The sequence below is a fragment of the Actinoallomurus sp. NPDC052308 genome (assembly GCF_040679195.1).
GTDB lineage: Bacteria > Actinomycetota > Actinomycetes > Streptosporangiales > Streptosporangiaceae > Actinoallomurus > Actinoallomurus liliacearum.
Genome location: NZ_JBFAUM010000002.1, coordinates 702813 through 726184, shown reverse-complemented (window position 1 = coordinate 726184; position 23372 = coordinate 702813). Strand labels below are relative to the sequence as shown.

At 72.8% G+C, this 23372-nt stretch carries 20 protein-coding genes; 8 read left to right on the top strand and 12 right to left on the bottom strand.

All coding sequences use genetic code 11. The features are described from left to right. The first annotated feature begins 92 nt into the window (after positions 1 to 92). Entirely contained in the window at positions 93 to 1364 is a 1272-nt protein-coding gene (locus tag AB0L00_RS09440) for an FG-GAP and VCBS repeat-containing protein (RefSeq protein ID WP_364430668.1), read from the top strand. Between the two features lie 76 nt (positions 1365 to 1440). Here the strand turns inward: AB0L00_RS09440 and AB0L00_RS09435 are convergent, their stop codons facing one another. Continuing rightward, positions 1441 to 2088, bottom strand: a complete 648-nt coding sequence (locus AB0L00_RS09435) for a UdgX family uracil-DNA binding protein (RefSeq protein ID WP_364430665.1) — start codon at positions 2086 to 2088, stop codon at positions 1441 to 1443. Between the two features lie 162 nt (positions 2089 to 2250). Between AB0L00_RS09435 and AB0L00_RS09430 the strand changes: the two genes are divergently transcribed. Beyond that, a complete protein-coding gene (locus AB0L00_RS09430; RefSeq protein WP_364430662.1) occupies positions 2251 to 2964 on the top strand; it encodes a metal-dependent transcriptional regulator in 714 nt (237 codons plus the stop codon). A 99-nt stretch (positions 2965 to 3063) separates the two neighbouring features. Continuing rightward, positions 3064 to 5292, top strand: coding sequence for a SpoIIE family protein phosphatase (locus tag AB0L00_RS09425; RefSeq protein WP_364430660.1), 2229 nt, complete (start codon positions 3064 to 3066; stop codon positions 5290 to 5292). A gap of 55 nt (positions 5293 to 5347) precedes the next feature. On the opposite strand, the gene AB0L00_RS09420 is transcribed toward AB0L00_RS09425, so the two are convergent. The 3 genes from AB0L00_RS09420 to AB0L00_RS09410 form a co-directional block, all read right to left on the bottom strand. Then, a complete protein-coding gene (locus AB0L00_RS09420; protein WP_364430658.1) occupies positions 5348 to 6508 on the bottom strand; it encodes a CU044_5270 family protein in 1161 nt (386 codons plus the stop codon). Continuing rightward, entirely contained in the window at positions 6501 to 7058 is a 558-nt protein-coding gene (locus AB0L00_RS09415; protein ID WP_345355115.1) for an RNA polymerase sigma factor, read from the bottom strand. The genes AB0L00_RS09420 and AB0L00_RS09415 overlap by 8 nt, the downstream gene beginning before the upstream one ends. A 125-nt stretch (positions 7059 to 7183) precedes the next feature. Further along, positions 7184 to 7660 (bottom strand): VOC family protein, encoded by a 477-nt coding sequence (locus AB0L00_RS09410; protein WP_364430656.1) that lies wholly within the window; start codon positions 7658 to 7660, stop codon positions 7184 to 7186. A gap of 146 nt (positions 7661 to 7806) precedes the next feature. Here AB0L00_RS09410 and AB0L00_RS09405 point away from each other — a divergent pair, with 146 nt between their 5' ends. Further along, the gene (locus AB0L00_RS09405; protein ID WP_364430654.1) at positions 7807 to 8808 is read left to right on the top strand and encodes a zinc-dependent alcohol dehydrogenase family protein; all 1002 of its coding nucleotides are present in this window, start codon (positions 7807 to 7809) and stop codon (positions 8806 to 8808) included. Here AB0L00_RS09405 and AB0L00_RS09400 read toward each other — a convergent pair. After that, positions 8768 to 9403, bottom strand: a complete 636-nt coding sequence (locus tag AB0L00_RS09400) for a class I SAM-dependent methyltransferase (RefSeq protein WP_364430652.1) — start codon at positions 9401 to 9403, stop codon at positions 8768 to 8770. The two genes, AB0L00_RS09405 and AB0L00_RS09400, sit on opposite strands and share 41 nt — an antisense overlap. A 73-nt stretch (positions 9404 to 9476) precedes the next feature. Further along, positions 9477 to 9647: a hypothetical protein gene (locus AB0L00_RS09395; protein ID WP_345355103.1), complete on the bottom strand. Its 171-nt coding sequence runs from the start codon at positions 9645 to 9647 to the stop codon at positions 9477 to 9479. A 134-nt stretch (positions 9648 to 9781) separates the two neighbouring features. Here AB0L00_RS09395 and AB0L00_RS09390 point away from each other — a divergent pair, with 134 nt between their 5' ends. Beyond that, positions 9782 to 10348 carry a DUF4142 domain-containing protein gene (locus tag AB0L00_RS09390; protein WP_345355100.1) on the top strand — a complete coding sequence of 189 codons (567 nt, stop codon included), beginning with the start codon at positions 9782 to 9784 and terminating at the stop codon, positions 10346 to 10348. On the opposite strand, the gene AB0L00_RS09385 is transcribed toward AB0L00_RS09390, so the two are convergent. Beyond that, on the bottom strand, positions 10269 to 11060 hold the full coding sequence (locus AB0L00_RS09385; protein WP_364430650.1) for a hypothetical protein: 792 nt from the start codon (positions 11058 to 11060) through the stop codon (positions 10269 to 10271). The genes AB0L00_RS09390 and AB0L00_RS09385 overlap by 80 nt on opposite strands. An 85-nt stretch (positions 11061 to 11145) precedes the next feature. Further along, entirely contained in the window at positions 11146 to 11661 is a 516-nt protein-coding gene (gene soxR / locus AB0L00_RS09380; protein WP_364430648.1) for a redox-sensitive transcriptional activator SoxR, read from the bottom strand. 182 nt (positions 11662 to 11843) lie between these two features. Between soxR and AB0L00_RS09375 the strand changes: the two genes are divergently transcribed. Next, positions 11844 to 12989 (top strand): acetyl-CoA C-acetyltransferase, encoded by a 1146-nt coding sequence (locus AB0L00_RS09375; protein WP_364430646.1) that lies wholly within the window; start codon positions 11844 to 11846, stop codon positions 12987 to 12989. A gap of 121 nt (positions 12990 to 13110) precedes the next feature. After that, positions 13111 to 13464, top strand: a complete 354-nt coding sequence (locus tag AB0L00_RS09370) for a MerR family transcriptional regulator (RefSeq protein WP_364430644.1) — start codon at positions 13111 to 13113, stop codon at positions 13462 to 13464. Positions 13465 to 13571: 107 nt separating this feature from the next. On the opposite strand, the gene AB0L00_RS09365 is transcribed toward AB0L00_RS09370, so the two are convergent. Both AB0L00_RS09365 and AB0L00_RS09360 read right to left on the bottom strand, forming a co-directional pair. After that, positions 13572 to 14522 carry a hypothetical protein gene (locus tag AB0L00_RS09365; RefSeq protein ID WP_364430642.1) on the bottom strand — a complete coding sequence of 317 codons (951 nt, stop codon included), beginning with the start codon at positions 14520 to 14522 and terminating at the stop codon, positions 13572 to 13574. Positions 14523 to 14557: 35 nt separating this feature from the next. Continuing rightward, a complete protein-coding gene (locus AB0L00_RS09360) occupies positions 14558 to 15139 on the bottom strand; it encodes an ABATE domain-containing protein (RefSeq protein WP_364430639.1) in 582 nt (193 codons plus the stop codon). A 49-nt stretch (positions 15140 to 15188) separates the two neighbouring features. Here AB0L00_RS09360 and AB0L00_RS09355 point away from each other — a divergent pair, with 49 nt between their 5' ends. Continuing rightward, a complete protein-coding gene (locus tag AB0L00_RS09355) occupies positions 15189 to 16019 on the top strand; it encodes an alpha/beta hydrolase (RefSeq protein WP_364430637.1) in 831 nt (276 codons plus the stop codon). A gap of 37 nt (positions 16020 to 16056) precedes the next feature. Here the strand turns inward: AB0L00_RS09355 and AB0L00_RS09350 are convergent, their stop codons facing one another. Further along, complete coding sequence (locus AB0L00_RS09350) at positions 16057 to 17514, bottom strand: hypothetical protein (RefSeq protein ID WP_364430635.1); 1458 nt, start codon at positions 17512 to 17514, stop codon at positions 16057 to 16059. Next, on the bottom strand, positions 17511 to 23297 hold the full coding sequence (locus AB0L00_RS09345; protein WP_364430632.1) for a hypothetical protein: 5787 nt from the start codon (positions 23295 to 23297) through the stop codon (positions 17511 to 17513). Before AB0L00_RS09345 ends, AB0L00_RS09350 begins: the two co-directional genes overlap by 4 nt. Positions 23298 to 23372: the final 75 nt, after the last annotated feature.

The window sequence follows — 23372 nt, the reverse complement described above, 5'->3', positions numbered from 1 at the left end:
CGCCGTGGCGGGGCGTTGCCCGTGCGCGACCGGCGCACTACCGTTCGCACCGCCTAAGTGATCTTCCGACCCGCCCGGAACCGAGGACCTTCATGCAGCGACGCCTGCGAGCGGCGATGACGCTCGCCCTGATCGGCCTGCCCGCGGCGCTCGGCGCGGCCCCCGCCCACGCGGCCGCCCGTACCCCCGGAGTCGCCGACTTCGACGGCGACGGCCACGGCGACCTGGCGATCGGGGCGCCGGCCGCGAGCGGCGGCGGCCGGGTGACCGTCGTGTACGGCTCACGGGACGGCGCCGACCTCGGGCACCACCAGGTCCTCGCCCCGCTCCGGTCCGGAGGGGCGTTCGGGACGGCGGTCGCGACGGCGGACTTCGACGGGGACGGGCGTACGGATCTGGCGGTGGGCGCGCCCGGCCACGGCACGATCGAAATCTTCACCGGGAGCAGGTCGGGCCTGAGCCGCCGGGCCGTTCTGACCCCCGGAGACGGGGCGGGCCGGGCCCTGGCGGTCGGCGACGTCGACCACGACGGGCGTCCCGAACTGCTCGCGGCGGGGAACTCCGCGCTCCTGGTCATCGGCTTCGCCACCGGCGCCCCGAAGGTCGTCGCCACCGTCAGGGGCCGGACCGCCCGCAAGGTCGCGATCGCGGCCGGGGACCTGAACGGCGACGGGTACGCGGACGCGGCCTGGAACGCCGACGGGGTCCTCCGCCTCCTCCACGGCTCGAAGACCGGCCTGCGCGCGGTGTCCGAGACGGCGAGCGTGGGGTCCACCGGCGGCCTGGCGATCGCGGACGTCGATGGGGACCGCCGCGGGGACGTCGTCGCGGGCGACCCCGCCGGGGCCCACGGGGGAGTCGTGAAGATCTACCCGGGCGGGGACCTGCGGCACCCCCGGGCGTACGGTCAGGACACCAAGGGCGTGCCCGGCAAGGGCGAGCGGGGCGACGAGTTCGGCGCCGCGGTCGTCGCCCGCGACCGGGACGGCGACGGGCACGCCGAGGTGGTCGTCGGCGCCCCCGGCGAGGACATCGGGAAACGCCGGGACGCCGGGGCGGTCACCGTCCTGCACGGCGACGCCCACTGGAACCTCGCCGCGGGCTCCACCTCGTTCAGCCAGGACACCGAGGGCGTGCCCGGCGTCGCCGAGACCGGCGACCGTTACGGCGCCGCGCTGTCCCTGGCCGACCTCGACGGCGACACGAAGCTGGACCTCGCCGTCGGCGCCCCCGGCGAGAACGGTGGCGACGGGGGTGTCTCGATCTACCCCGGGCAGGGCATCGCGGGCATGACGGTGTTCGGCGGCAGGTCCGCCGGCCTGTCCGCCGCCAAGGCCGCCTTCGGCACCGCCCTGTCCGGCTGACCGGCCCGCTCCGCGATCGGCCGATCGGTCGCGTCCCCGTAGGTCGCCCCGCTCGTACGGGCCGCCGGGCCTAGGGTCAGTGCAGGACCTGGGCGGCGACCTTGAGGTCGGAGACCAGGCCGGCGAAGGCCGCGTCGCGGTCGTCGGCGCGCAGGACGGCCGACGGGTGGATCGTCGGGACGTAGAAGCCGTTCTGCGTGGCCGACTCGTCGTCCAGCGGCGGGCGCGGGATGAGCTGGCCGCGCTGCTTCGTCACCCGGAACGAGGGGCCCAGCAGCGCCTTGCCGGCCGTCGCGCCGAGCACCACGATCACTTCGGGGTCGATGATCCGCAGCTCGGTGGTGAGCCACGGCCGGCAGGCCGAGATGTGGGCGGCGTCCGGCGTCTGGTGGATACGGCGCTTCCCGGGCCCGGACTGCTGGAATCTGAAATGTTTCACCGAGTTGGTGACATATGCATCGCCCCGCTCGATGCCCGCCTCGGCCAGCGCCCTGTCCAGCAGCCGGCCGGCCGGGCCCACGAAGGGCGCCCCCTGCCGGTCCTCCTGGTCACCGGGCTGCTCGCCGACCAGCACCACCCGCGCCGCCGCGGTGCCCGACCCGAGCACCGCCTGGGTGGCGTTCTCGTACAGGTCACAGCCTCGGCAGTCCTGGACCGCGCGCCGTAGACCGTCGAGATCCGTCCCCGCCGGGACGTAGCGCTCGGCTCCTTCGAAACGTGTCATGGCGCGCTCAATCTACCCAGGGTGGGGGCCTGAACCCGGTGGGAAGACCAGGTCCGCAACGGACGTTCTTCACCAAAGAGAGTAAGTGGATCGCCCCCCGCCGTCTTCGGTTCCCCAACCGTCGCTGATCCGCCGTAGCATGGGGCGAGACTGGAGGAAGCCTTGACCGCACACGGCTTGATCGACACCACGGAGATGTACCTCCGGACGATCTTCGAGCTCGAAGAGGAGGGCATCGTCCCCCTTCGCGCGCGCATCGCCGAGCGGCTTTCGCAGAGCGGTCCGACGGTCAGCCAGACCGTCGCGCGGATGGAGCGCGACGGCCTGCTCAAGGTCGAGGGCGATCGCCACCTGGAGCTCACCGACACGGGCCGGTCGCTGGCCGTCCGGGTCATGCGCAAGCACCGCCTCGCCGAGTGCCTGCTCGTCAACGTGATCGGCCTGCCCTGGGAGGACGTCCACGTCGAGGCGTGCCGCTGGGAGCACGTGATGTCGGAGGAGGTCGAGCGGCGGCTGGTCACCCTGCTCGACGGCCCGTCGACGTGCCCGCACGGCAACCCCATCCCCGGCCTGGCCGAGCTCGGCGCCGACGTCAAGGCGTGGGCGGACGCGCGGACGGCGGAGCCGCTGGAGTTGATGACCGAGGTCGCGACCGCGGGCGGCGTGCCGGTGGTCGTCCAGCGGATCAGCGAGCAGGTGCAGGGCGACCGCGCGCTGATGGTGCAACTCAAGGAGATCGGTATCCAACCGGGACGAGAGGTGACGCTTGCGGCCGCCGACGACGGTATCCGAGTGACGTGTGACGACACAGCCGACAGCCACCCCGTCGAGATCTCGCGCCTTGTCGCCTCTCACGTCTTCGTATCGAAGCGCTGAGTTGCCGGTTCGACGTATCCCGGCGCGGCGTTCGTCGTTCAATAGTCCGGGGCGACCACATCCGGGGGGCCGAGTGAGCGATCGCAAGGTGACACGTTCATGAAGCGCTGGCGTGACCTACCCGTCGATGCGCTCCTGCCGCCGAAGACCGTGCTGGACGCCGTCGAGATGGCGGTCATCGTCTGTGACCGTTTCGGCAACGTCCTCTACACCAACGCCTTCACCGAGACCCTGCTCGGATTCGGCGGCCCCGAGTACATCGGCCGGTCGTGGCTGTCCCTCGGCGTCGCCGAGGAGGACCACGAGCAGGCCAAGGACCTGGGCCGGCGGGTGCTTCGCGGCGCGGTGTGGGAGGGCACCTTCTGCAACGTCCGGGCCGACGGCAGCACCATCTACACCCGCGCGTACGCCGTCCCCCTGCGCCACCCCTCGGGCGGCATCGAGGGCATCGTCATCTTCGGCCGGGAGGCACTGCGCAGCAACCAGCGCGACCAGGACCGCTATGGCCTGATGGAGCGCGTCGGCGAGCGGCTGGCCGCCTCGCTGGAGCTGCCGCAGACGCTCCGCCGGGTCGCCGACACGCTGGTCCCGCAGTTCGCCGATCACTGCTTCATCGACCTGTTCAGCGGGGACAAGCTCGTCCGCCGGGTGTCCCGGCACGCCGGAACCTGGACCCCGCCGCCGGGCACCTGGGCCGACCCCGGCGAGGTCGTCGAGTACCCGCCCGGCCACTTCAACGCCAAGGCCATGGCCCGCCGGGACGCGGTGCTGATCGAGGACGTCGTCGCCGACTACATCAAGGCGCCGACCCCGGCGAGCAAGCGGCTCGCCGAGGAGGTCGGCGTGACGTCGATCATCTCGGCCCCCCTGCTGGCGCGCGGGGAGCTGCTCGGCGTGATGAGCCTGGCCCTGTCCGGCGTCACCGTCCGGCCCGATCCGCACTACGACGGGTTCGACCGCGACCTCGTCGGCGCCATCGCCAGCCGGGTCGCGCTCGCGATCGACAACGCGATGCTGTTCGAGGAGGAGCGGGAAACGGCGCTGGCGTTCCAGAAGTACCTCCTGCCGGGCGACCGGCCGCCCGCCCTCGACGGCCTGGAGATCGCCTGGCGCTACGAGCCGGCCCGTCCCCTGGAGTCGCACGGGCAGGGCATCCAGACGCAGGTCGGCGGCGACTGGTACGACGTGATCCCGCTGTCCGCGGGCCGGGTCGGCCTGGTCATCGGCGACGTCGAGGGCCGGGGCGCCCGTGCCGCCGCCGTGATGGGACAGCTGCGGGCGGCGCTGCGCGCGTTCGCCCAGGACGACAAGCCGCCGGCCGACATCCTCACCAAGCTGGACGAGTGGGTGCGCACGATGAGCACCCCGGTCCGCTCCGGCGCCCCCGAGGGCGAGGAGACCCCGCTCGTCTCCGTCACCTACTTCGTGTACGACGCGTGGTCCCGGATCCTGTCCTTCGCCAACGCCGGTCACCAGCCGCCGCTGCTCGTCCTCGACGGCGAGGTGGGGGAGCTGGAGGCCACCGGCCGGGGCGCCATGCTCGGCGTCCGCCAGCCGGGCCTGGGTGGCGACATCCGGTACGAAGAGGAGACCCGCGAACTGCCGCCCGGCAGCACCCTCGTCCTCTACACCGACGGCCTGATCGAGCGCCGCCCGAAGGAGGACGGCGACCACCACAGCCGCGAAGAGGCCCGCGAGCTCCTGTACGAAGCGGTCCGCAAGGCGGCGCGCGGCGGCGTCGAGGCGATCGCCAACGCGGCGTACGAGGCCGTGCCCGGCGACATCGACGACGACGTGGCCATCGTGGTGGTGCGCACTGCGCCGAGCCGGCTGCACGTCGAGGAGCGCACCTTCCCCGCCGAGCCCATCATGGTGTCGGAGGCGCGCCGGCTGGCCGCCGAGACGTTCGCCGACTGGGGGATGCTGGACGAGCAGTCCGAGCTCGCCTGCCTGCTGGTCTCCGAGGTCGTCACCAACGTCGTGCTGCACGCGGCCAACACCCCGGCGCCCCGGCGCGAGTTCGTGCTCGAGGGCGCGCTGGGCCTTGACGGCCCGGGCGGCTTCGAGGACACCTGGGACCTGCCCGACCTGCGCCGGCGCGAGCCCGTGACCAAGGAGTTCACCCTCCGGCTGCGGCGCGGCGAGAAGGCCGTCTGGGTCGAGGTGCTGGACAAGGACATGCGCCTGCCCCGCATCCGGAGCGCGGGGGAGACCGACGAGGGCGGCCGCGGCCTCTACCTCGTCGACCAGCTCGCCGCCCGCTGGGGCTCCCGCCCCACCAGCGACGGCAAGGCCGTCTGGTTCGAGATCCCCCTGAAGTCCTCCTGACCCACGTCGGGCCCGGAAGCCGTCCAGGACGGCTCCCGGGCCCCACACTCCGGTCCTAGCGGAGGTCGAACGGCAGCGCGGGCGGCGGTGTCGGCTTGGTGTCGGTCCAGGCCGCCGAGCGGTTGGCCTGGTAGTCGATGATGAAGCCCGGCTTCATCTCCGAGTACGGGCCTCCCGGCTTGGTCAGCTCGGTCTGCACGGACAGCAGCGCGCCGGTGTGCTCATCGAAGATGTCGACCTTGCGCCAGCGGTAGGTCCCCTGCTCGGCCTTCGGGCCGCCGTACTCGCCGGTGCGCGTCGCCGTCATCTCGCCGGCGGCCAGCGCGACGCCCTGGCGGCCCAGCGGGTCGGTGTCGCGCCCGATCGCGTGGACGCCCGGCTGGTCGGCCAACGCCCGCATCAGGGCCGCCCGGACCTTCGGCGGCGTCGGAGTCCATCCCACCAGGCCCGCCACCTTCTGCATCTTGAGGTTGGCCGTCGCGGCCGGCGGCAGCTTCGCCGCTATACCCATCTTCTTGTTCGAGTCGCTCAGGAAGATCTTCGCGAGCTCGGCGGGGTCGGTCGGCAGCTTCTGCAGCTTTTCGGTCGACTGGCCCATGAACTCTCCGCCGCCCTTGGAGATGATCCCGCGGTTGGGGCCGTCCGAGCTCCACTTCGTCGCCTTGGCGGTGTAGGTGTGGTAGGCATCGCCGGACCAGACGCGGAAACTCGTCGGCGACCCGGCCTTGCGCCAGAGCGCCTTGTCCTGGTCGGACACCGGGTGAGCGGGGAGGTCGCGTCCGTAGTACGCCTCACCCATGCCGCGCTTCGCGCCGGTCCAGACGAAATCCTCCGTGGTCGCACCGGTGATCGCGTAGGTCCCCGTCTTGGGTCGCATGATGTAGGCCTGACCTTCGACGACGTCGGCGTAGAAGTACTTTCCGGTCGGCTGCTGTTCGGCCTTCGTCGCCGCCGCGAGGAAGGCGCTTCTGGTGTCGAGCCGGACCGTGCCGGACGGCGCGGGCGTGTTCGTCCCGGAAGTCGTGTTACCTCCGGCGAGCGTGATCGCCACGGTCGCGGCCGTGCCCGCCGCGACGACGCCGCCGAGCCCCCACCACAGGCGGGGCGTCGTACGGCGCGGCGCCTTGGTCAGCAGGGCCTTCGCCCGGGCGATGTCCCGGGCGGTGGGTGGAGCGGGCTCGGGGTAGGCGTCCCGGACCATCCGCACCTCATCCATGTTGTTCCTCCAGAGTGAGCATCGGATTGGTCCCGCCCAGCGCCTTGCGCAGCTTGGTTCGGGCACGGTTCAGCCGGGAGCCGACCGTGCCATAGGAGATCCCCAGTGCCGCCGCGACCTCCTCGTGGCTGAGGTCGGCCAGGGCCACGAGCAGCAGCACGTCGCGCTGCCCGCGCGGCAGTGCCGCGATCGCCCCGGCGAGCTCGCCACGAAGGCCCTGGGCGCTGACCCGCGTGTCGACCCGTTCGGTGTGCTCCTCGGCGTCGCGGCCGGGACCGAGGCGGGCGCGCGCCCGCAGCGCGCGCGTCTCGGTCCGCTGGTGCCGGCCGACCACCTTGGTCGCGATGCCGTACAGCCAGGTGCGCACGCTCGCGCGGATCGGGTCGTAGCGCCGACGATGCCGGAACGCCTCCAGGAACGTCTGCGCCGCGACGTCCGCGGCGGCGTCCGGGCCGAGCCGCTTGGCCGCGTACCGATGGATCTCGGCGAAGTAGGCGTCGAAGACCTCATCGAAACGCTCGGCCGGGTCGGGCGGGGGGTCCCCTGTCATGTGGTGCCTTTCCATGGCGCGGATGGCGGTCACCTGGGTATCACCCGCTCCCGGCCGCCGCTTTCCCGCTCCGCGAAGAAGCTCAGCGGCGGGCTCCGCGCGGTGGAGCCCGCCCTGATCGGGGATCAGTCTTCGGCCGGTCCCGCCGTCTCGGTTCCGAAGCCGTCGAGCGACCGGCGCTCGTCCTCGGTGAGCGTCTCCTGGAACACCGTGATGTGCAGGCCCGCGGGCGCGTCGAACCGGGCGTTCAGGGATTTCCACGGCGTGAGGGTCGGCGGCGCCACCTGTTCGGCGCCGGCGGTCACCAGGCGGTCCGCGGTGGCCCGGGCGTCGTCCACCTCGAACGCCACCCGGATCTTCGGTGCCACCTGCCGGCCCACCTCGACCTCGTCGATGTACTGCTTGTGCGCCGGGTTCGCGATCTCCAGAGTGGCCCGGCCCACGTCGAGGATCACCACCCGGGCGTCTCCGTTCTCGGAGAAGGCCGCCTGCTCGGGCAGGCCGAGCGCGTCGCGGTAGAAGGCGAGTGCCGCCTCGTAGTCCTCCGCCTCGACGACCAGGCGAAGCTGACGGACGGGCGACGGCCCGTGATTCTCGGTCATGATGGCTCCCATCGGATCGGCGTGATCTCTATCCGAACCGGCGGGCCGGCCATACCGTTCCCCATACCCCTGTCGATCTCGTGCGGTGACGGCGAATCGGCGCGGTCCGCGTTCACGGCGGCGGCGGGCGTCCCTAGGGTGGAGGGGTGCTGGCGTGGGAGGTCCGCGCGCCCGGGCCGATCGGGACCGGGCCGCTGCGGGCGGTGGACCGGCCGGTTCCGGAGCCGGGGCCCGGCGAGGTGCTGCTGCGCGTGCGCGCCTGTGGCGTGTGCCGGACCGACCTGCACGTCGCCGAGGGCGATCTGCCGCCGCACCTGCCCGGGGTGACCCCGGGCCACGAGATCGTCGGCGAGGTCGTCACCCCGGGAGACCGGTTCGCGGCGGGGGACCGGGTCGGCGTCGCGTGGCTGCGCGGCACCTGCGGCAGGTGCGCGTACTGCCGGCGCGGCGACGAGAACCTCTGCCCCCGCTCGGTCTACACCGGCTGGGACGCGCACGGCGGGTACGCCGAGTTCGCGGTCGCCCCGGAGGCGTACGTCTACCCGCTACCCGGCGACCGGCCCGACGCGGAGCTCGCGCCGCTGCTGTGCGCGGGGATCATCGGCTACCGCGCGCTGCGCGGCGCCGCGCTTCCGCCGGCCGGCCGACTCGGCATCTGGGGCTTCGGCGGGTCGGCGCACCTGGCGGCGCAGGTCGCCATCGCCCAGGGCGCCGTGGTCCACGTGTTCACCCGGGCGGCGGCGGCCCGCGAGCTCGCGCTCGACCTCGGCGCGGCGTCGGCGCAGGACTCGTTCGACCCGAGCCCGGAGCCCCTCGACTCGGCGATCATCTTCGCGCCCGCGGGCGAGCTCGTCCCGGTCGCCCTCGAACGCCTCGACCGGGGCGGCACCCTCGCGATCGCCGGCATCCACCTCACCGACATCCCGGCGCTGAACTACCAGGCGCACCTGTTCCAGGAGCGCCGGCTCCGCAGCGTCACCGCGAACACGCGGGCGGACGGCGAGGAGTTCCTCCGGCTCGCCGACCGGCTCGCGCTGAAGGTCACGGTGACGCCCTATCCCCTGGCCGAGGCGGACCGCGCCCTGGCGGACCTGGCCGGTGACCGGGTCAACGGCGCGGCGGTGCTGCTTCCGCCCGCTCCCCGCTGATGGGCTCGGCCGCGACGTACGCCCACGACTGGGTGAACCACAGCTCCCGGCCGATCAGGCGGGGGCGCGCACCGGTCTTCGGGCCGCCGTCCAGCTCGGCGGTCAGCTCCGCGCGGAGGTCCTCACAGCCGCCGGCCTTGGCGAGCCACGGCTCGACCGGCCGTTCGATGGTGAACACGTCGAGGCGGCGCGTCGCACCGCCGGCCTGGCGCACCAGGTCCACCAGTTCGTCGAAGGAGCGCGTCGTCGTACGGGCCGGGTCGCGCACGCGCTCGACGCGGCCGCTGTCGCCGGCCCGGGTCCGTACGACGTCGGCGATGACGAGCCGCCCGGCGCAGACGCCCAGGAGCCGCCGGAGCAGGTCGACGGGGTCGGCGTCGAGCGTCGGAGTCAGGCTCGCGGTGATGAGCGTGAACGGCCCTTCGGGCAGAGACGCGGCGTCGGCGCTGGTCACCCGGTGGACCCACGGGCCGAGGACGTCCGAGGCGCCGCAGCCGAGGTCGAGACAGGTGTCGTCCGGCCGGGGCTCGGCGAAGTCCACAAGCCTGCGCAGGTGACAGGTGGCGTCGCTCGCGTGCGCGCTGGCTTGTGGCATGGATGTCTCCCAGCAGAAGAGTGCTTCGTACGCGATAAGACGTCCCAGGGGCCACTTCGGTTCAGGGCGGACGCTACTTTCCGCCGGTCTTCTGCCCCCACACCATCAACACCACGATGACGAAGACGACGATGAGCCCGATCACGCGGTCCCGGGACATGCCCAGCCCGACCTTCTTCGCGACGCGGCTGACGATGAACGCCACCAGGATCGCCAACAGGGCGAGCGTTACGACCCCACTCACGCTTCTCTCCTCCGGTCCGACCCGCGTCAAGCGTAACCCGGTGGAGGCCGCCGTTGCATGACGCCGCTCATCCGCGGGTACGGCGAAGAGCGTCACGGAAGGTGACGCAGTGACTACCGACAGGGGGCACGTCAATGCAGCGTCATCCGTACCTGCTCGCGCTTTCGGCGGCGGCCGTCATCGCCACGGTGGGCACGGCATGCGGCACCGGCGGCGCCCAGCCGACGGTGACCGTCTCGCCGACCACCTCGCCGACGGGCGAAGGCCGACTGTCCCAGCAGGACCGGAGCTGGCTGACCGAGATCCACCAGGTCAACCTCGCGGAGGTCGAGCTCGGGAACCTGGCCGAGAAGAAGGGCGCCACCTCGGCGGTCCGTTCCGTGGGCCGGAGACTGGCGAACGACCACACCCACCTCGAGGACAAGGTGACCAGCGTCGCCCGCCGGGTCGGTGTCTCCCTTCCCGGGTCCGTCGCGCCCGCCGACGCCGAGGTGGCGAAGCGGCTGAAGGAGGAATCAGGGAAGGCTTTCGACCAGGACTACCTCGCCACGATGGCGAGCGGGCACGAGAAGGCCATCGCCGACACCAAGACGCAGATCTCCCAGGGATCGTCGCAACAGGTCATCGCCCTCGCCAAGCAGGCGCTGCCCCACCTGCGCGAGCACCTGGCCATGGTGCGGAAGGCCCAGTCCTCCGGCTGACGGCCCACCGGCCGGCCGACGCGGTTACCGGCTCGCGTCGGCCGGAGTGGTTACCGGTTCCGTGTCGGCGGGGGCGGTCACCGGTTCGCGTCGGCGGGGCGGACTCGGCGAGCAGGTCGTCGAGCGCGGTGAGGAGCCGGTCGATCGGGATGCACAGGGCCTCGTCGACCGCCCGTCCCTGTGGGCCGGACCGCCGGGCGCGCAGCCGGTCCCGGAGCCTGCCGTCCGTCTCCCGCAGTGCGTCCCTCCCGGCCGGTGGCGACCATGGCGTCGCGAAATGCCGGCACCGGAACGCCCGTACGGTGTCGGCGGCGTGGTCGAGCACGTCGCAGTGCAGCGCGACGAGCTCTCCGTCGGCCTGGGGCGTCCCGGCCTCGAAGGCGTCGACGAGCGAGCGCTGCAGGCTCGCCGTCCGCTTGGCGACGACCTCCAACGGGAGCAGGGCGGGTGCCGGGGCCGGATCCTCGGCCCGTCGCCGACGGGGGTTGAGCCGGAGGCTCTCCCGGCCCCGGTCGATCGCCGCCCAGGCGTCCTCGGCGTGTGCGGACGTCCGCTCGGCCTTGCGGAGCCACTTGGCGGCCGTCTCCGCCTCCCAGGTCTCCCGGAGCGTGGCGGCCGCCCCTTCCAGCAGCTCGGCCAGCTCGTCGGCGACGGACTCGATGGTCCGGCGGGCGTTCCGCAGGTGGACCGGCGGCACGATGAGGGCGTTCACCCCGACCCGACCTCGACGCCCGCTTCCCCGGCGTGCTCGACGCCCTGGTCACCGCGTACGACCGGCAGCTCGGGACCCCGTCACCTCAGCCGCAGTGATCCCCGTCGCAGGCGTCCGGTCCGGCGGCGGACGCCGCCTGCGCCGCCGTCTCGGTGAGCAGCCGCCGGGGGCCGGGGCCCTGCTCGCCCAGCTCGTCGAACGGGTTCGACAGGCGGCAGCGGCTCAGCGACAGGCAGCCGCAGCCGATGCAGTCGGTCAGGTCGTCGCGCAGCCGTTGGAGCTGTTCGATGCGGGCCGTGAGCTCGCTCTGCCAGGAGGCGGACAGCGCGGCCCAGTCCTTCCGGGTCGGCGTCCGCTCGTCCGGAAGCCGGGCCATGGCGTCGCGGATCTGCTTCAGCGGGATGCCGACGCGCTGGGAGACCCGGATGAACGCAACGCGTCGCAGCACATCGCGGGTGTAGCGGCGCTGGTTGCCCGCGGTACGGCGACTGCGGATCAGGCCCTGAGCCTCGTAGAAGCGCAGCGCGGAGACGGCGACCCCGCTCCGCTCCGCGACCTGGCCCACGGTGAGCTCGCACACGTCCCATCGGGGATGTTCCATGCGCGCCACTCTAGAACCTCGACAATGGTTCAGGTGGAATGGCCGAGCATTCGGTATGCGCTCAGGGCGAGGAGAGTGGGCCCGGTCATATCGACGGATGGACCGGGCGAGGTAACCTCGTACTGACCGAATGTTGTTCGGTTCTTGTTGGGACGGAACCCGGGAAGATACTTGGAGGCGTCGTGGCCGAGGCGTACATCGTCGGAGCGGTCCGTACCCCCGTAGGCACCAAGAAGGGCGCCCTCGCGGCCGTGCACCCGGCCGACCTGGGCGCGCACGTTCTCAAGGAGCTCGTCGAGCGCACGGGCGTCGACCCCGAGGCGGTCGACGACGTGATCATGGGCTGCGTCATGCAGGTGGGCCCGCAGTCGCTCGACATCGCCCGTACCGCCTGGCTGTCCGCGGGCCTGCCCGAGCGGGTCCCCGGCGTGACCATCGACCGGCAGTGCGGGTCGTCGCAGCAGGCGATCCACTTCGCCGCCCAGGGCGTCCTGTCCGGCACCCAGGATCTCGTCGTGGCCTCCGGCGTGGAGAACATGGGCATGGTCCCGATGGGCTCCAGCGTCGCCATGGCGCTGGAGAAGGGCATGCCCTTCCCGTACGGCGAGGGCTGGTCCGCGCGGTACGGCGACCAGGAGATCTCGCAGTTCCGCGGCGCGCAGCTGATGTGCGAGAAATGGGGTTTCAAGCGCGGTGATCTGGAGGCGTTCGCGCTGGAGAGCCACCAGCGCGCCGTCAACGCGATCGATAACGGCTACTTCGACCGGGAGACCGCGCCGATCGCCGGCGTCACCAAGGACGAGGGCGCCCGGCCGGACACCTCGCTGGAGAAGATGGCCGGCCTGCAGCCGCTGCGCGAGGGCTGGGAGCTCACCGCCGCGATCGCCTCCCAGATCTCGGTCGGCGCCGGCGCGCTCCTCATCGCCTCCGAGGAGGCCGTACGGGAGCACAACCTGACGCCCCGCGCCCGCATCCACACGCTCGTCGTCGAGGGTTCCGACCCGGTGTACATGCTGACCGGGCCGATCCCCGCCACCGAGAAGGCCCTGCGGCGGGGCGGGCTGTCGATCGACGACATCGACGTGTTCGAGGTCAACGAGGCGTTCGCGCCGGTCCCGCTGGCGTGGGCGCGCGAGACGGGCGCCTCCCTGGAGAAGACCAACCCGAACGGCGGCGCCATCGCGCTCGGCCACCCGCTGGGCGCCACCGGCAGCATCCTGATGACCAAGCTCCTGCACGAGCTGGAGCGCACCGGCGGCCGCTACGGCCTGCAGACGATGTGCGAGGGCGGCGGCCAGGCCAACGCCACCATCATCGAGCGCCTCTGACCGACGACCATCGGAAGGGCGGGGTGCCGACGCGCCCCGCCCTTCGTGCGTAAAGAAGCCCACAACCTGGGCGTGTACGGGGCATCCGAGTGGTGTGCCGTGCCCCACGATGGCTCGCGTCATGGTCCTCACTGAAGAAGAACACCGGCCGCTGTACTCCGTCGGGCAGGCCGCCGAGATGCTCGAGACGCGCCGCCGGTTCCTGCACCGTCTCGACCGGTACGGCGTCGTTCAACCCCGGCGCACGCCGGGCGGCCACCGGCGCTACTCGGCGTACGAGATCGGCCGGATCCGCCGCGTCATGGAACTGGCCGACGAAGGCGTCACGCTGGTCGGCATCCGCCACATCATGGGACTGGAGAAGCGCGTCCGGGAGCTGGAGGCCCAGCTCGACGCCGCCTGGGACCGCGTCTTCCAGATGGAGAAACGCCCGGTGATCCCGCGGATGCGCCGCGAGCGGATCCCGCCGCTCTGACGGCCCACCCGGCGGGACGCGGCGGGGACCCGTCCTCCACAGCTCAGCCGGTGGCCCGTCCTCGACGGCTCAGCCGGTGGGACGCCTGGGGGGTCGTCCTCGGTGGCTCAGCCGGTGGACCAGGGGCGGACCTCGATGTCGCCGAGGCGGGCGAGGTCCGCGCGGTCCTCCTCGGCGAGGACGCGGATCAGGTCCTCGGCCTCGGCCGGCGTGACGTGGCGGCCGCGCGAGCTCCGCGTCGCGACGTCCGGGCTCTCCAGCCACAGCCGGGGCCCGTCCTCCCAGATCATCTGCACGATGGCGCCGGACCGGCCCTCGAACGTCGCGAAGTTGCCCTTCCGCGGCGTCAGGTCGAGCAGGGTCCGGCGGGCCGCGGCGAGCGGCATCGGGACCGCGTCGTCCTCGCCACGCCCTCGCGCGTAGTCGCGGTAGGTCACCATGAGCGGGCCGGCGTTCTCCGGCTCGGGGCCGCCGGGCCAGGCGGCGAGCCGCCCGAAGCGCCGCCGCCGCCACGTCAGGGGCACCGCGATCCGCCGGCCGGAATCGCCGTTCCAGTCCGGCGTGAGGCCGTGGCGGCGCAGCACGGCGACGATCTCTTCGCCGATCCGGGTGGTCGCGGCCTCGTCCCCGCCGAAGGCGCCGTACGACAGGTACACCCCATGGCCGCCGACGGCGGCCTGGACGTCCTGGTGGTGGCAGAAGACGTAGCCGCGGGGCTCGGCGCCCTCCGGAGCCTCGCCACCGATCTCGGCGGTGCCGCAGCTCTGGCAGCACGTGAAGTTCTCGCGGGCGATGATCCCGGCCGTCTCCAGCTCCCGGAACGCCCGGATCAGCCGGTCGGCGTCGAGGACGTCCGGCCAGGTCTCCTGGTCGGAGCGGTAGGCGGCGAACTCCTCCGTCGCGATCTCGGTGGCGGCCGCGCGCACAGTGTCGGCCTCCGCGACCCCGTGAAGGTACTCGACGCAGTCCTCGATGATCGCGTCGAAGTCGAGATCCCCGATGGCGAGGGCCTCGCGGATGGTGTTCCGGAGTTCGTCCTGGTCCGCTGTGTCGATCACAGGGCGATCATCGCAGAGCGGGACGACATCTCCGCTCAGGACCGTGTGCGGTCGTAGTGCCGGCGGGCCTTGTTCCGGTTGCCGCAGCGCCGCATCGAGCACCACTGGCGGTTCCGGGCGGGGGAGCGGTCCACGAACCGTACGCCGCAGTCGGGCGCCGCGCAGACGCGCAGCAGGTCGTCGCCGGTCAGCAGGCCGATCGCGTCGACGGCGAGGCGGGCCATCGCGGCCGCCGTCGTCTCCTCGCGCGGCGCGGCGACGGGACGCCCGGCGTCGTCCAGGGCCAGCCGGGGGACCGGCGGCGCGGCCGCGATGGCCGCGTTGACGAGGTCGACCGCCTCCCGTGCGGTCCGGGGGAGCGCGTCGTCGACCTCCGCCACGGCCCCCCGGTCGGCCGCGCTCACGTCCGGGAACGCGAGGAGGTCGATCGCCTCGCGCAGTCGCCGTACGGCCCGCAGGTCGGCGTCGCCGGCGTCGCCGGGCAGATCCGCCGTCCGCAGCCAGGCGGCCAGGTCGGCGGGCGTGCGCAGGGTCTCGCGGCCGCCGAGCTTGCGGTCGCGGATCGTGTTGACCAGGTCGACGCTCGGCCGGCCGCCGTCCCAGAGCCAGTCCGCCATAACCCCATCATATGGTTAGATTGGCTATAACCGTATAAGGGGGTTAGAGATGGCGATCGCAACGGTCAACGGCATCCGCATGTACTACCGGCAGGCGGGCGACGGGCCCCTGCTCGTCCTTCTGCACGGCTGGCCCCAGACAGGGCACTGCTGGCGGCACCTCGTCGGGCCGCTCAGCGAGGCGTACACGGTCGTCGTTCCGGACCTGCGCGGCTACGGGCGCAGCGACCTGCCGAGGGACGGGCACGACAAGCGCACCCGCGCCGAGGACCTGCACCGGCTGATCCGCGCCCTCGGCCACGAGTCGGCCACGGTGATCGGCCACGACCGGGGTGCCCGGGTGGCGCACCGGTGGGCGCTCGACCATCCCGGCGACGTCGAGCGGCTCGTCCTCATGGACATCATCCCGACGCGCGAGATGTGGCGGCGGATGGACGCCGGCCTTGCCCGCGGCACCTGGCACTGGCTGTTCCACCTGCGGCCCGACCTGCCCGAACTGCTGGCCGGGGCGAACCCCGATGCCTACCTGCGGTACCTCATCGACGACTGGGCGCACGTGCCGCTCCCGGAGGAGGACATCGCCGAATACGTCCGGGCGTTCTCCCGGCCGGGCGCGCTGCGCGCCGGGTTCGACGACTACCGCGCCGCCGACGAGGACGCCGAGCACGACGAGGCCGACGCCGGCCGGCGGATCCCGATGCCGCTGCTGGCGCTGTGGGGCGAGCACAGCTTCCTGCAGACGATCGACACCGTGGCGGTCTGGCGCGACTACGCCGAGGACGTCACCGGCACGATGATCGAGGACTGCGGCCACTTTCTCGCCGAGGAACGCCCCGAGGCCGTCCTGGCGGAGCTCCGCGGGTTCCTGCCCGGGCTCTGACGCCCGCCGTGGCCACCTGCGACGGACCGCGAATCGATCACCGGCAGAGCTCCGTCACCAGCCGTTTCAACCGGTGGTCGTCGAGCGCGGCGCGATGGGCCAGGCGGTTGCGGGCGTCCCACAGCACGCGAAGCCGGTCGGCCTCCTCGCGGGTCAGCCGGACGTGGCTGTTGAGGTGGGCGCCCCACATCGCGCCGAGTTCCATCCCCATCAGCGCGTCGGTGGGGCCGCCGTCCGCCGGCGGCGCCGACGCGGCGCCCACCGGGCCCGACCGGTAGCGCTCGGCGAGCCGGCCGGGCGGCAGCCGGGACCGGCGGCGGATCACCTCGGTGAACTCCTCGCGCGCGTCGTCCAGCAGGGGGAGAAGAACACGGTTCTGGGCGAGCCAGAGCCTGGTCCGCACGGTGTGCTCCAGATCGGGCTCGTATCCCGGGTGGCAGCGCAGTTGCCCGTCCCACGCGTCGAGCAGCCCCTGATTCCAGCCGGGGCGCAGCGTGTTGTCCGGCTGGAGCGGGGAGCGACGTCCCCGGCGAGCGGACCCCGCCGAGGCGGACTCCGCGGTCACGGCACCGACCACGTGCCTCAGTTCATCGAGGAGGGTCGCCGGAACGCCGTCCCAGCGGGTGGCCAGCTCCGTCGCCAGGTCGAGAAAGGGCCCGCACACCTCGACCACTGCCGCCTGGACGACCGATTCCAGGAGCTGGTGATGTGCCGCCGGGCCGGGGGAGTGCGGCCGGGCCACGGAGACGACGGTGGCGGTGTCCAACCGGCCGAGGACCCCCCACCACCAGTGCACGGCCGTGTCCTCCCGGGAGATCTGGTCCGGGAGCTCGGCGGGCAGCCCCGACGGCGTGGCGACCACGAGCATGCGCGGGCGCCGGGCGGGGGTCAGTCCGGCCTCCTTGACGGCCGCGGTCAGCCGCCGGAGCAGGTCGGTCGCGGCGGTGGGAGACGCCTCCCGCCAGGCTCGTACGACGATCACCTGGCCGCCGTGGGACGGCGGCCGGTCCTCGGTCAACCGCGCCAGTACGTCGTCCAGCCCCTCGACGGCGGGACCATGGTTCTGGAGTTCCTTGGCCAGCCGTTCCAGCAGGTCGGCCGTGGCGGTCCGCACGGGCACCGAGGGGACGGGCGCCATGATCGCCGGCGTCGCCGGGAGCGGCCGGGTGTGGTGCTCGAAGTCCGAGAGGCCGTCGTCGTAGTCCAGCAGCGGCTCACTCGGCGTCCACCGGCCGGCCGGTGCGGCCTGCGGGGCGCGCGGCCGTGGGACCCGCGCGACGCGATCCGGCTCCGCCGGCGGCAGGAGCAGGAAGTCGCCGAGCTCGTGCAGCAACTCGCCCAGGATCCTCTCGACCGGTGCGTCCGTCGGCCGGACCTGGGAGTCGGGGAGCAGGCACAGGCAGCTCCTGCCGCGCTGAAGATCCTCCAGGACACGGCGCACCCAGACCCGTACGCCCGGCAGGGCGGTCGGATCGACGGTCGAGGCGAGACTCACGAAGAGTTCCGCAGTGACGCGAGCGCGCGGAAGGTCACCCAGTCGAGCGTGTACCCGTCGTCCCCGTCGTCGAGCACGCCGTGCTCGACCAACCGCCGCGTCAGCGCGTGGACCTGCTCCAGGCCGAGGCCGGTGACGGAGGCGATGTCGGCGGGGCTGGACGCCTCACCCGGCTCCAGGTACGCGGTCCATTCGGAGAGCAGCTCGATCTGCCGGTCATCGAGCTGCACGTCCTCCAGGTGGGCGCGGGCGAACTCGATCCGCCCCGTGTACAGGAGCATCTCGTCCAGCGCCGTCTTCAGCGTGGCCCCCTGGCGGGAGGTGCGGTGCACCGTGCGCTCCACCAGCTTCGGCCACCCTCCGGTGACCTCGACCAGGTTGCGGCGTTTGTCCGGCGTGTCGAATGGGCATTCGGGCCAGGCCCGCAGGCTGTCGGCGTTCCACCGCTGCGGGTGCACCACGCTGGTGACCGATTCGTCCTGCCGGCCGTCCCATGTCACGGGATCGACGAGGAGCACGGCGGCACGGTGCGGGTCGTCCGGCGAGGTGTGCCGGCCGAGCCGTTCGACGCAGCTCTCCAGCTCCGCCTCCGCGCAGCCGTGCAGATCGGCCAGGACGATGCTCGGCTTGCGGTCCCGCGCGTCGTTGGCCAGCACGTCGGCCAGGTCGTCCGCCCCGGCGACGCGCACGCGCAGGCCCCGGGCGTCGGAATAGGACCGCACCGCCAACTTGACGAGGGCGGGAGCGAACGCGGTGGTCAGGCAGACGGCCGACAGTCCCGGGCCGGTGGCGAGATGCAGCTGGTCCTCGGTCAGCGGGCTGTAGCGGGCGATGCCCTCCTTCTTGTCCTGTCCGACCAGGCGCCGGGAGAAGCGGGGGTTGTAGTCGTACGGGAGGTCGAACTCGGTCTGCCGCAGCTCGAGCTCGAGGTCTTCGCGGGTGCCGAGCATGTGCACGACGTTCGGGCTGCGTACGGCGTAACGCCGCCGGTCGGCCTGCTGGATGAGCAGACCGAGTCCGACCATCTCGTCCAGGTAGATCCGTACGTCGCTGGCGGTGAGCGAGCTGAAACCCTCCCGCCAGTGCTGCTTGGCGGCGCTCAGCAGTTCGTCGGCGCTGTAGCCGCGGGCGAAGCCGTCCGCCTGGCTGCGCAGCGCGATCACCAGGGCCAGCACGCGGTAGCGGTCCTCGAGATTGATCGTGATCCGGAGCCGCTCGGCGATGTGGCGGTGGACCTGCGCGGAGCTGGCGACCGCGCGGACGTCCTCGTCGGTCACGGCGATCGGCCACTGCGCGGACCCCAGCGGCTTCTCGCGCAGCGCCGCGACGAGCCGGTCACAGAAGATCTGGACGAGGCACGCCTGGTAGTTCGTCGCGGCGAGAACCCGCCAGACGAGTTCGGGGCGTTCGAAGCGGTAGCCGAAGGCGGCCATCGGCTCGACCACCAGGCGCTGCGCCTCGGCCGGTTTCAGCGGTCCGATCAGCACGTCGGGCCCGCCGTGCGTGAGCGGCACGTTCGACAGGTGGCTGAAGCGCTGGACCTGATGCAGACCCGCGAACACGATCTTGAAGCGCCGGTCCGTACGGTCCATGAGGCCCTTGAGCCGGACGACGTTGGCGAACGTTCCGTCGCCGCCGCGACCGGGCACGGGTTTCGAGTCGGCGGTCAGGAAGGCGTCCGCCTCGTCGGCGAGCACCAGGATCCGCCGCTGGGGATTCTCCTCCAGCCAGCGGTGCACCTGGCTCAGCATCACGTCCGGTCCGGCCTCGGGCGAGACCTTGCGGCCGAGGACCCCCACGCGTTGCAGCTCACCGGCGAGCACCGGCCAGATGCGCTCGGCCGGCTCGGCCTCGCCGACCCCGCGCGCCTTCAGGTCGAGGTAGATCGCCTTCCGCTCGGGAGTGTCGGGGAACGTCGCCTCCACCTTGCGGAGCAGCGCCGACTTGCCCAGCTGGCGCCCGCCGTACAGGAAGAGGGCGCCGAGCGGGTCGGTGACGGTCGCCATCTCCTGCCCGCGGCCGTAGAAGACCTCCGGCGGCACGAGTCCGGCGACGAACGGGGTGTACGGGGTGAAGGCCGTCCAGGGCAGGGTCAGCCGCTGAGCCGCGCGGAAGGAGCGAGGCGACCGCGCGGCGACCCATCCGAAGACGGCCGGATCCACCACGAGCGCCTGCTGGGACGACGTGCGCACCTTCTCCGCCATCGCCCGGCGGCCACCGAGGCCGAGGGGGTAGAGGTAGATGATGATGCAGGCACCGGTGTCGCCGCTGTCGAGCAGGTCCAGCGGGCTCCGCCCGCGCTGCTCGTCCGAGACCACCAGGATGGTGTAGGCGGAGGCCGCGGAGCCGAGCGCGGCGACGTAGCCGGGCGCCGACTCGATCGGCGTCGCGCGGGCGGTCAGGCGGAGCAGTCCGCGCACCCGGCGGTCGTCGCGTACCGGCGTCTGTTCGCACTCCAGGCCGAGCAGGCGCAGCACCGAGGGCACGTGCCGCTGCCACTCCGAGCCCCGCTTCGTCGGATCGCACAGCGCGTCCCAGGCGTCGAGCGCGACCTCGGCGCCGGACGTCAGCGGTTGCCCGCCGAGGAAGTGATCGGCCCAGGACCGGGCGGAGTAACCCTGGCCGGTCTTGACCGCCGTGTCGAGCTCCATCCCGGCGGTGAACGCGGCGAGCTCCGCACCCCAGTCGGTACCGCTCCAATCGGGCAGGGGGTCACCCTTGCGCAGCAGCGCGAGGCACTCTTCGGCGGTCACGGTGTCACCCGCGTCGAGCAGCGCGGTGAGCCGCTCCCGCTCGTCCGCGTGCAGGTTGAGCGCGCCGAGGCTGCCCCGCAGTCGTTCGACGTACTCGTCGACCCGCGACCGCAGCTCCTCCTGGAGCGCGCGGATCTGGTCGATCGTGCCGCCGAAGGCCCCCTCCGGCGCGGGCCGTTCCAACTGCTCGAGCCGTCCGGTGTAGTCGCGTTCCGTCTCCGGGCTGAGGTTCTGCTGGGTGCGCAGCTCGGCCAGCAGGCCCGCCGCGGCCCGGTGGGTCTCGCGGTGCCGGTTCGACCAGCGTGCCCATTCGATCTCGCGCGACTGACGCCAGTCGCCCGGAATCGCGTCGCGGCCCGCCGGAACGCACGGGACCAGGTCGCGTTCGAGGGCGGCCACGAAGGCGTCGGCCAGGTGGAGGTCGCCGTTCTGGGAGTAGGCGCGCAGCACCGCGCGGCTGTCGACGGGATCGAGCAGTGCCAGGAGAGCGTCGGTGAACCCGTCCGCGTCGGGGAGGGGCACGCCTTCGTGCGAACGCGGCAGGTCCGGTGCCGCCAGCAGCGACTCCGCGCCCGGCTGCCCGTCGGGCTGTCCGGCCTCGGCCTCCAGAACGGGCACCGGGACGATGGGCCGGTCCGCGCCGAGCAGCCAGGTGCGCAACCGCATGAGGGCGGCTCCATCGACACCCGGCAGCGGTGCCACGTCGCGGACCTGCTCCAAAGACCGGCGCAGGGCCGTGATGCAGTCGGCGCGGTCGCCGACGGCGGGCGCGGCCAGGGCCCGAGCCCGGGAGAGCAGGTCGGACACCTGGTCGATGCTGCGCAGCAGCGCCCGTTTCGCCGCCGCCTCGATCGGTTCCTTGGCCTGTTTCGGAGTACGGATCGCCGCGTCCGCCTCCTCGATCATGCGCTCCGCCGAGCCGCGCTTGCGGAACAGCTCCCAGACCGTTTCGAGCGCCGCCGTGTCGGCCTGGCCGTCGGCCCAGGCGCGGATGACGGTCAGGGCCTTCCCGAGGGGTTGTTCCTGGCGGAGCAGCCGCGTCCGGACGTGGGTGGCGCGCGCGTACCCGACCCGCTGGCGCGGCAGGTCGGTCACGAGCTCGGTGGCCTCGTCCCCCAGGCGCTCCCGGGTGAGCAGCGGCTCTCTGGTGGTGCTCAGCCCGTCCCCCACGGGATCGATCCGTTCGAAATGGCGCAGCACGCCGACGGCGCTCTCGAGGAACCGCCCCCACGGACCGGAGATCATGGTCGACAGGTCGGTCTGAAGGAGGAAGTCGTTCTGCCAGCCGACGAGCATGCCCGCCCGTACGGACGCGGCGGCGGTCAGCACGAGCGCCGGCCGGTCGGACCGGAGTGCGTCGACATCCGGCACGAAGCCGGTCAGCACCGCGGTCGCCTCATCCTCACCGCCGCACGAGAAGGCGGCGTGGGCGAAGGCCAGGCAGTCGGCCCGGTGCGTCTTCTCGCTCGAGCCGGCGGTCAGCCAGTAGGCCTCCTGGAACCGGCCCTCCCGCACGAGCCGCGCCACCGGTGCGTCCTGCGCCACCGGATGCGCGGTGTCGGCCGTCGCGGCGAGCGGCCGCCAGGGCAGGAACTCCGTCTCCGGCGGCTGCTCCTCACCCGAGGCGGGCTCTTCCGCGCGGGGTGACGAGCCGGAGGGCGCGGCCGCGACCTCCTCGTCGTGCGGCGTCGCGGACCCGGTGCCGGACGGGTGCGCATCCACGTCGTACGGTGCCGCGGACCCGGTGCCGGACGGGTGCGCATCCACGTCGTACGGTGCCGCGGACGCGGTACCGGACGGGTACTCGTCCACGCGCCCCACGGGCGCGGGCTCCGGTTCGCCGGGTGCGGCGGGCGGTTCGTCGAGGGCGGCGGACGTCTGCGGGGCGGTCGGCGTCGCCACCGGTTCATCGAGGATGGCGGACGTCTCCGGGCTCTCCGCCTGTTCACCGGCCTGGGACGGTCCGGGAGGATCGGCGGCTGGAGCTGCTGGAGCTTCTGGAGCGGGCGCGCGCTCGTCCGCGGGCGCCACGCCGGGCACGGTCACTCCGCCGAGCAGGGCGGATATCCGGTCTTCCAGCAGGGAGAGGGACTCGCGAAGCGGTCCGAGATGAGGTGCGCCCGGCGACGCCGTCGCGAGGGCCCCGGAGAGCTGCTCATGTTGGACGCGCAACCCGGCCAGTTCCCTGGCCCGCCTGGTCTTCGCGTCCTCCTCGGCCCGAATCTCCGCGATGAGCCGGCGCAGTTCCGCGAAGTCCTCCTCGTCCGGCCAGGGGCGACCGGCCTCCGCGAGCCGGGTGGCCAGGCCCGTCCGTTCCGACGACCACGCGGACAGCTCGTCCACGAGCTCGTCCGGGACCCGGGAACCGGCGCGGACCCGTGCCGCCGCCTGGTCCAGTGTCATCGCCAGAGAGTCCGCCCGAGCGCGAAGCGCCTCGGCCGCGGCGGTCAGGTCGGCTCCGGTGGTCTCGTCCGGCACAGCGTCGTCCTCTTCCGTTTCCGCGGTCCGCTCCGGCGGCGTCGATGAAGGAAGCCCGTGCAAGGCGGTCTCGCCCTGCTCGTCCTGCTCGTCCTGTGCGGGCCCGCCGGGTTCGCCCGGCCCGGCGGCGGCCTCGAGGAGCTCGTCCCAGTGCTCTCGCACCAGTCGGCTCGCCGGTGCCTCGCGGATGACGATGCCGTACATGGTCAGCCGGGCCAGAACAGGTTCGAGGCGCTCTAACATCGCGGTGAGCGTCGGCAGGTCGGGTCCGGCGACCTCCGACTCCGAGTAGCCGAAGTGTTCTTGCAGGATGTACGCGGCGTACGCGACGGCGGCTCCGGCCATCATGTCGAGCTCGCGGCTCTGGGCGCGGTTCAGCGCCACATGGGCGGAGCGCAGCTCACGGCGCCCCACGCGCAGCGCGGCGCCGTTGCGGGCGGCGCCGATGCCCGAGAGCGTCGGCAGCGGGCCGGGGAGAAGCAGTAACGCCCGTAGCGACCGATCGTCCAGGCCGATCAACCATGCCCTGAGTCCTGCCTCCGGCGTCCCCATGCCGGGATACTGCCAGAGCGGTCACGCACCGCCAAGAGGGGTGCGAGCGGTGTAACCGGTCCCCGGGACGATCCC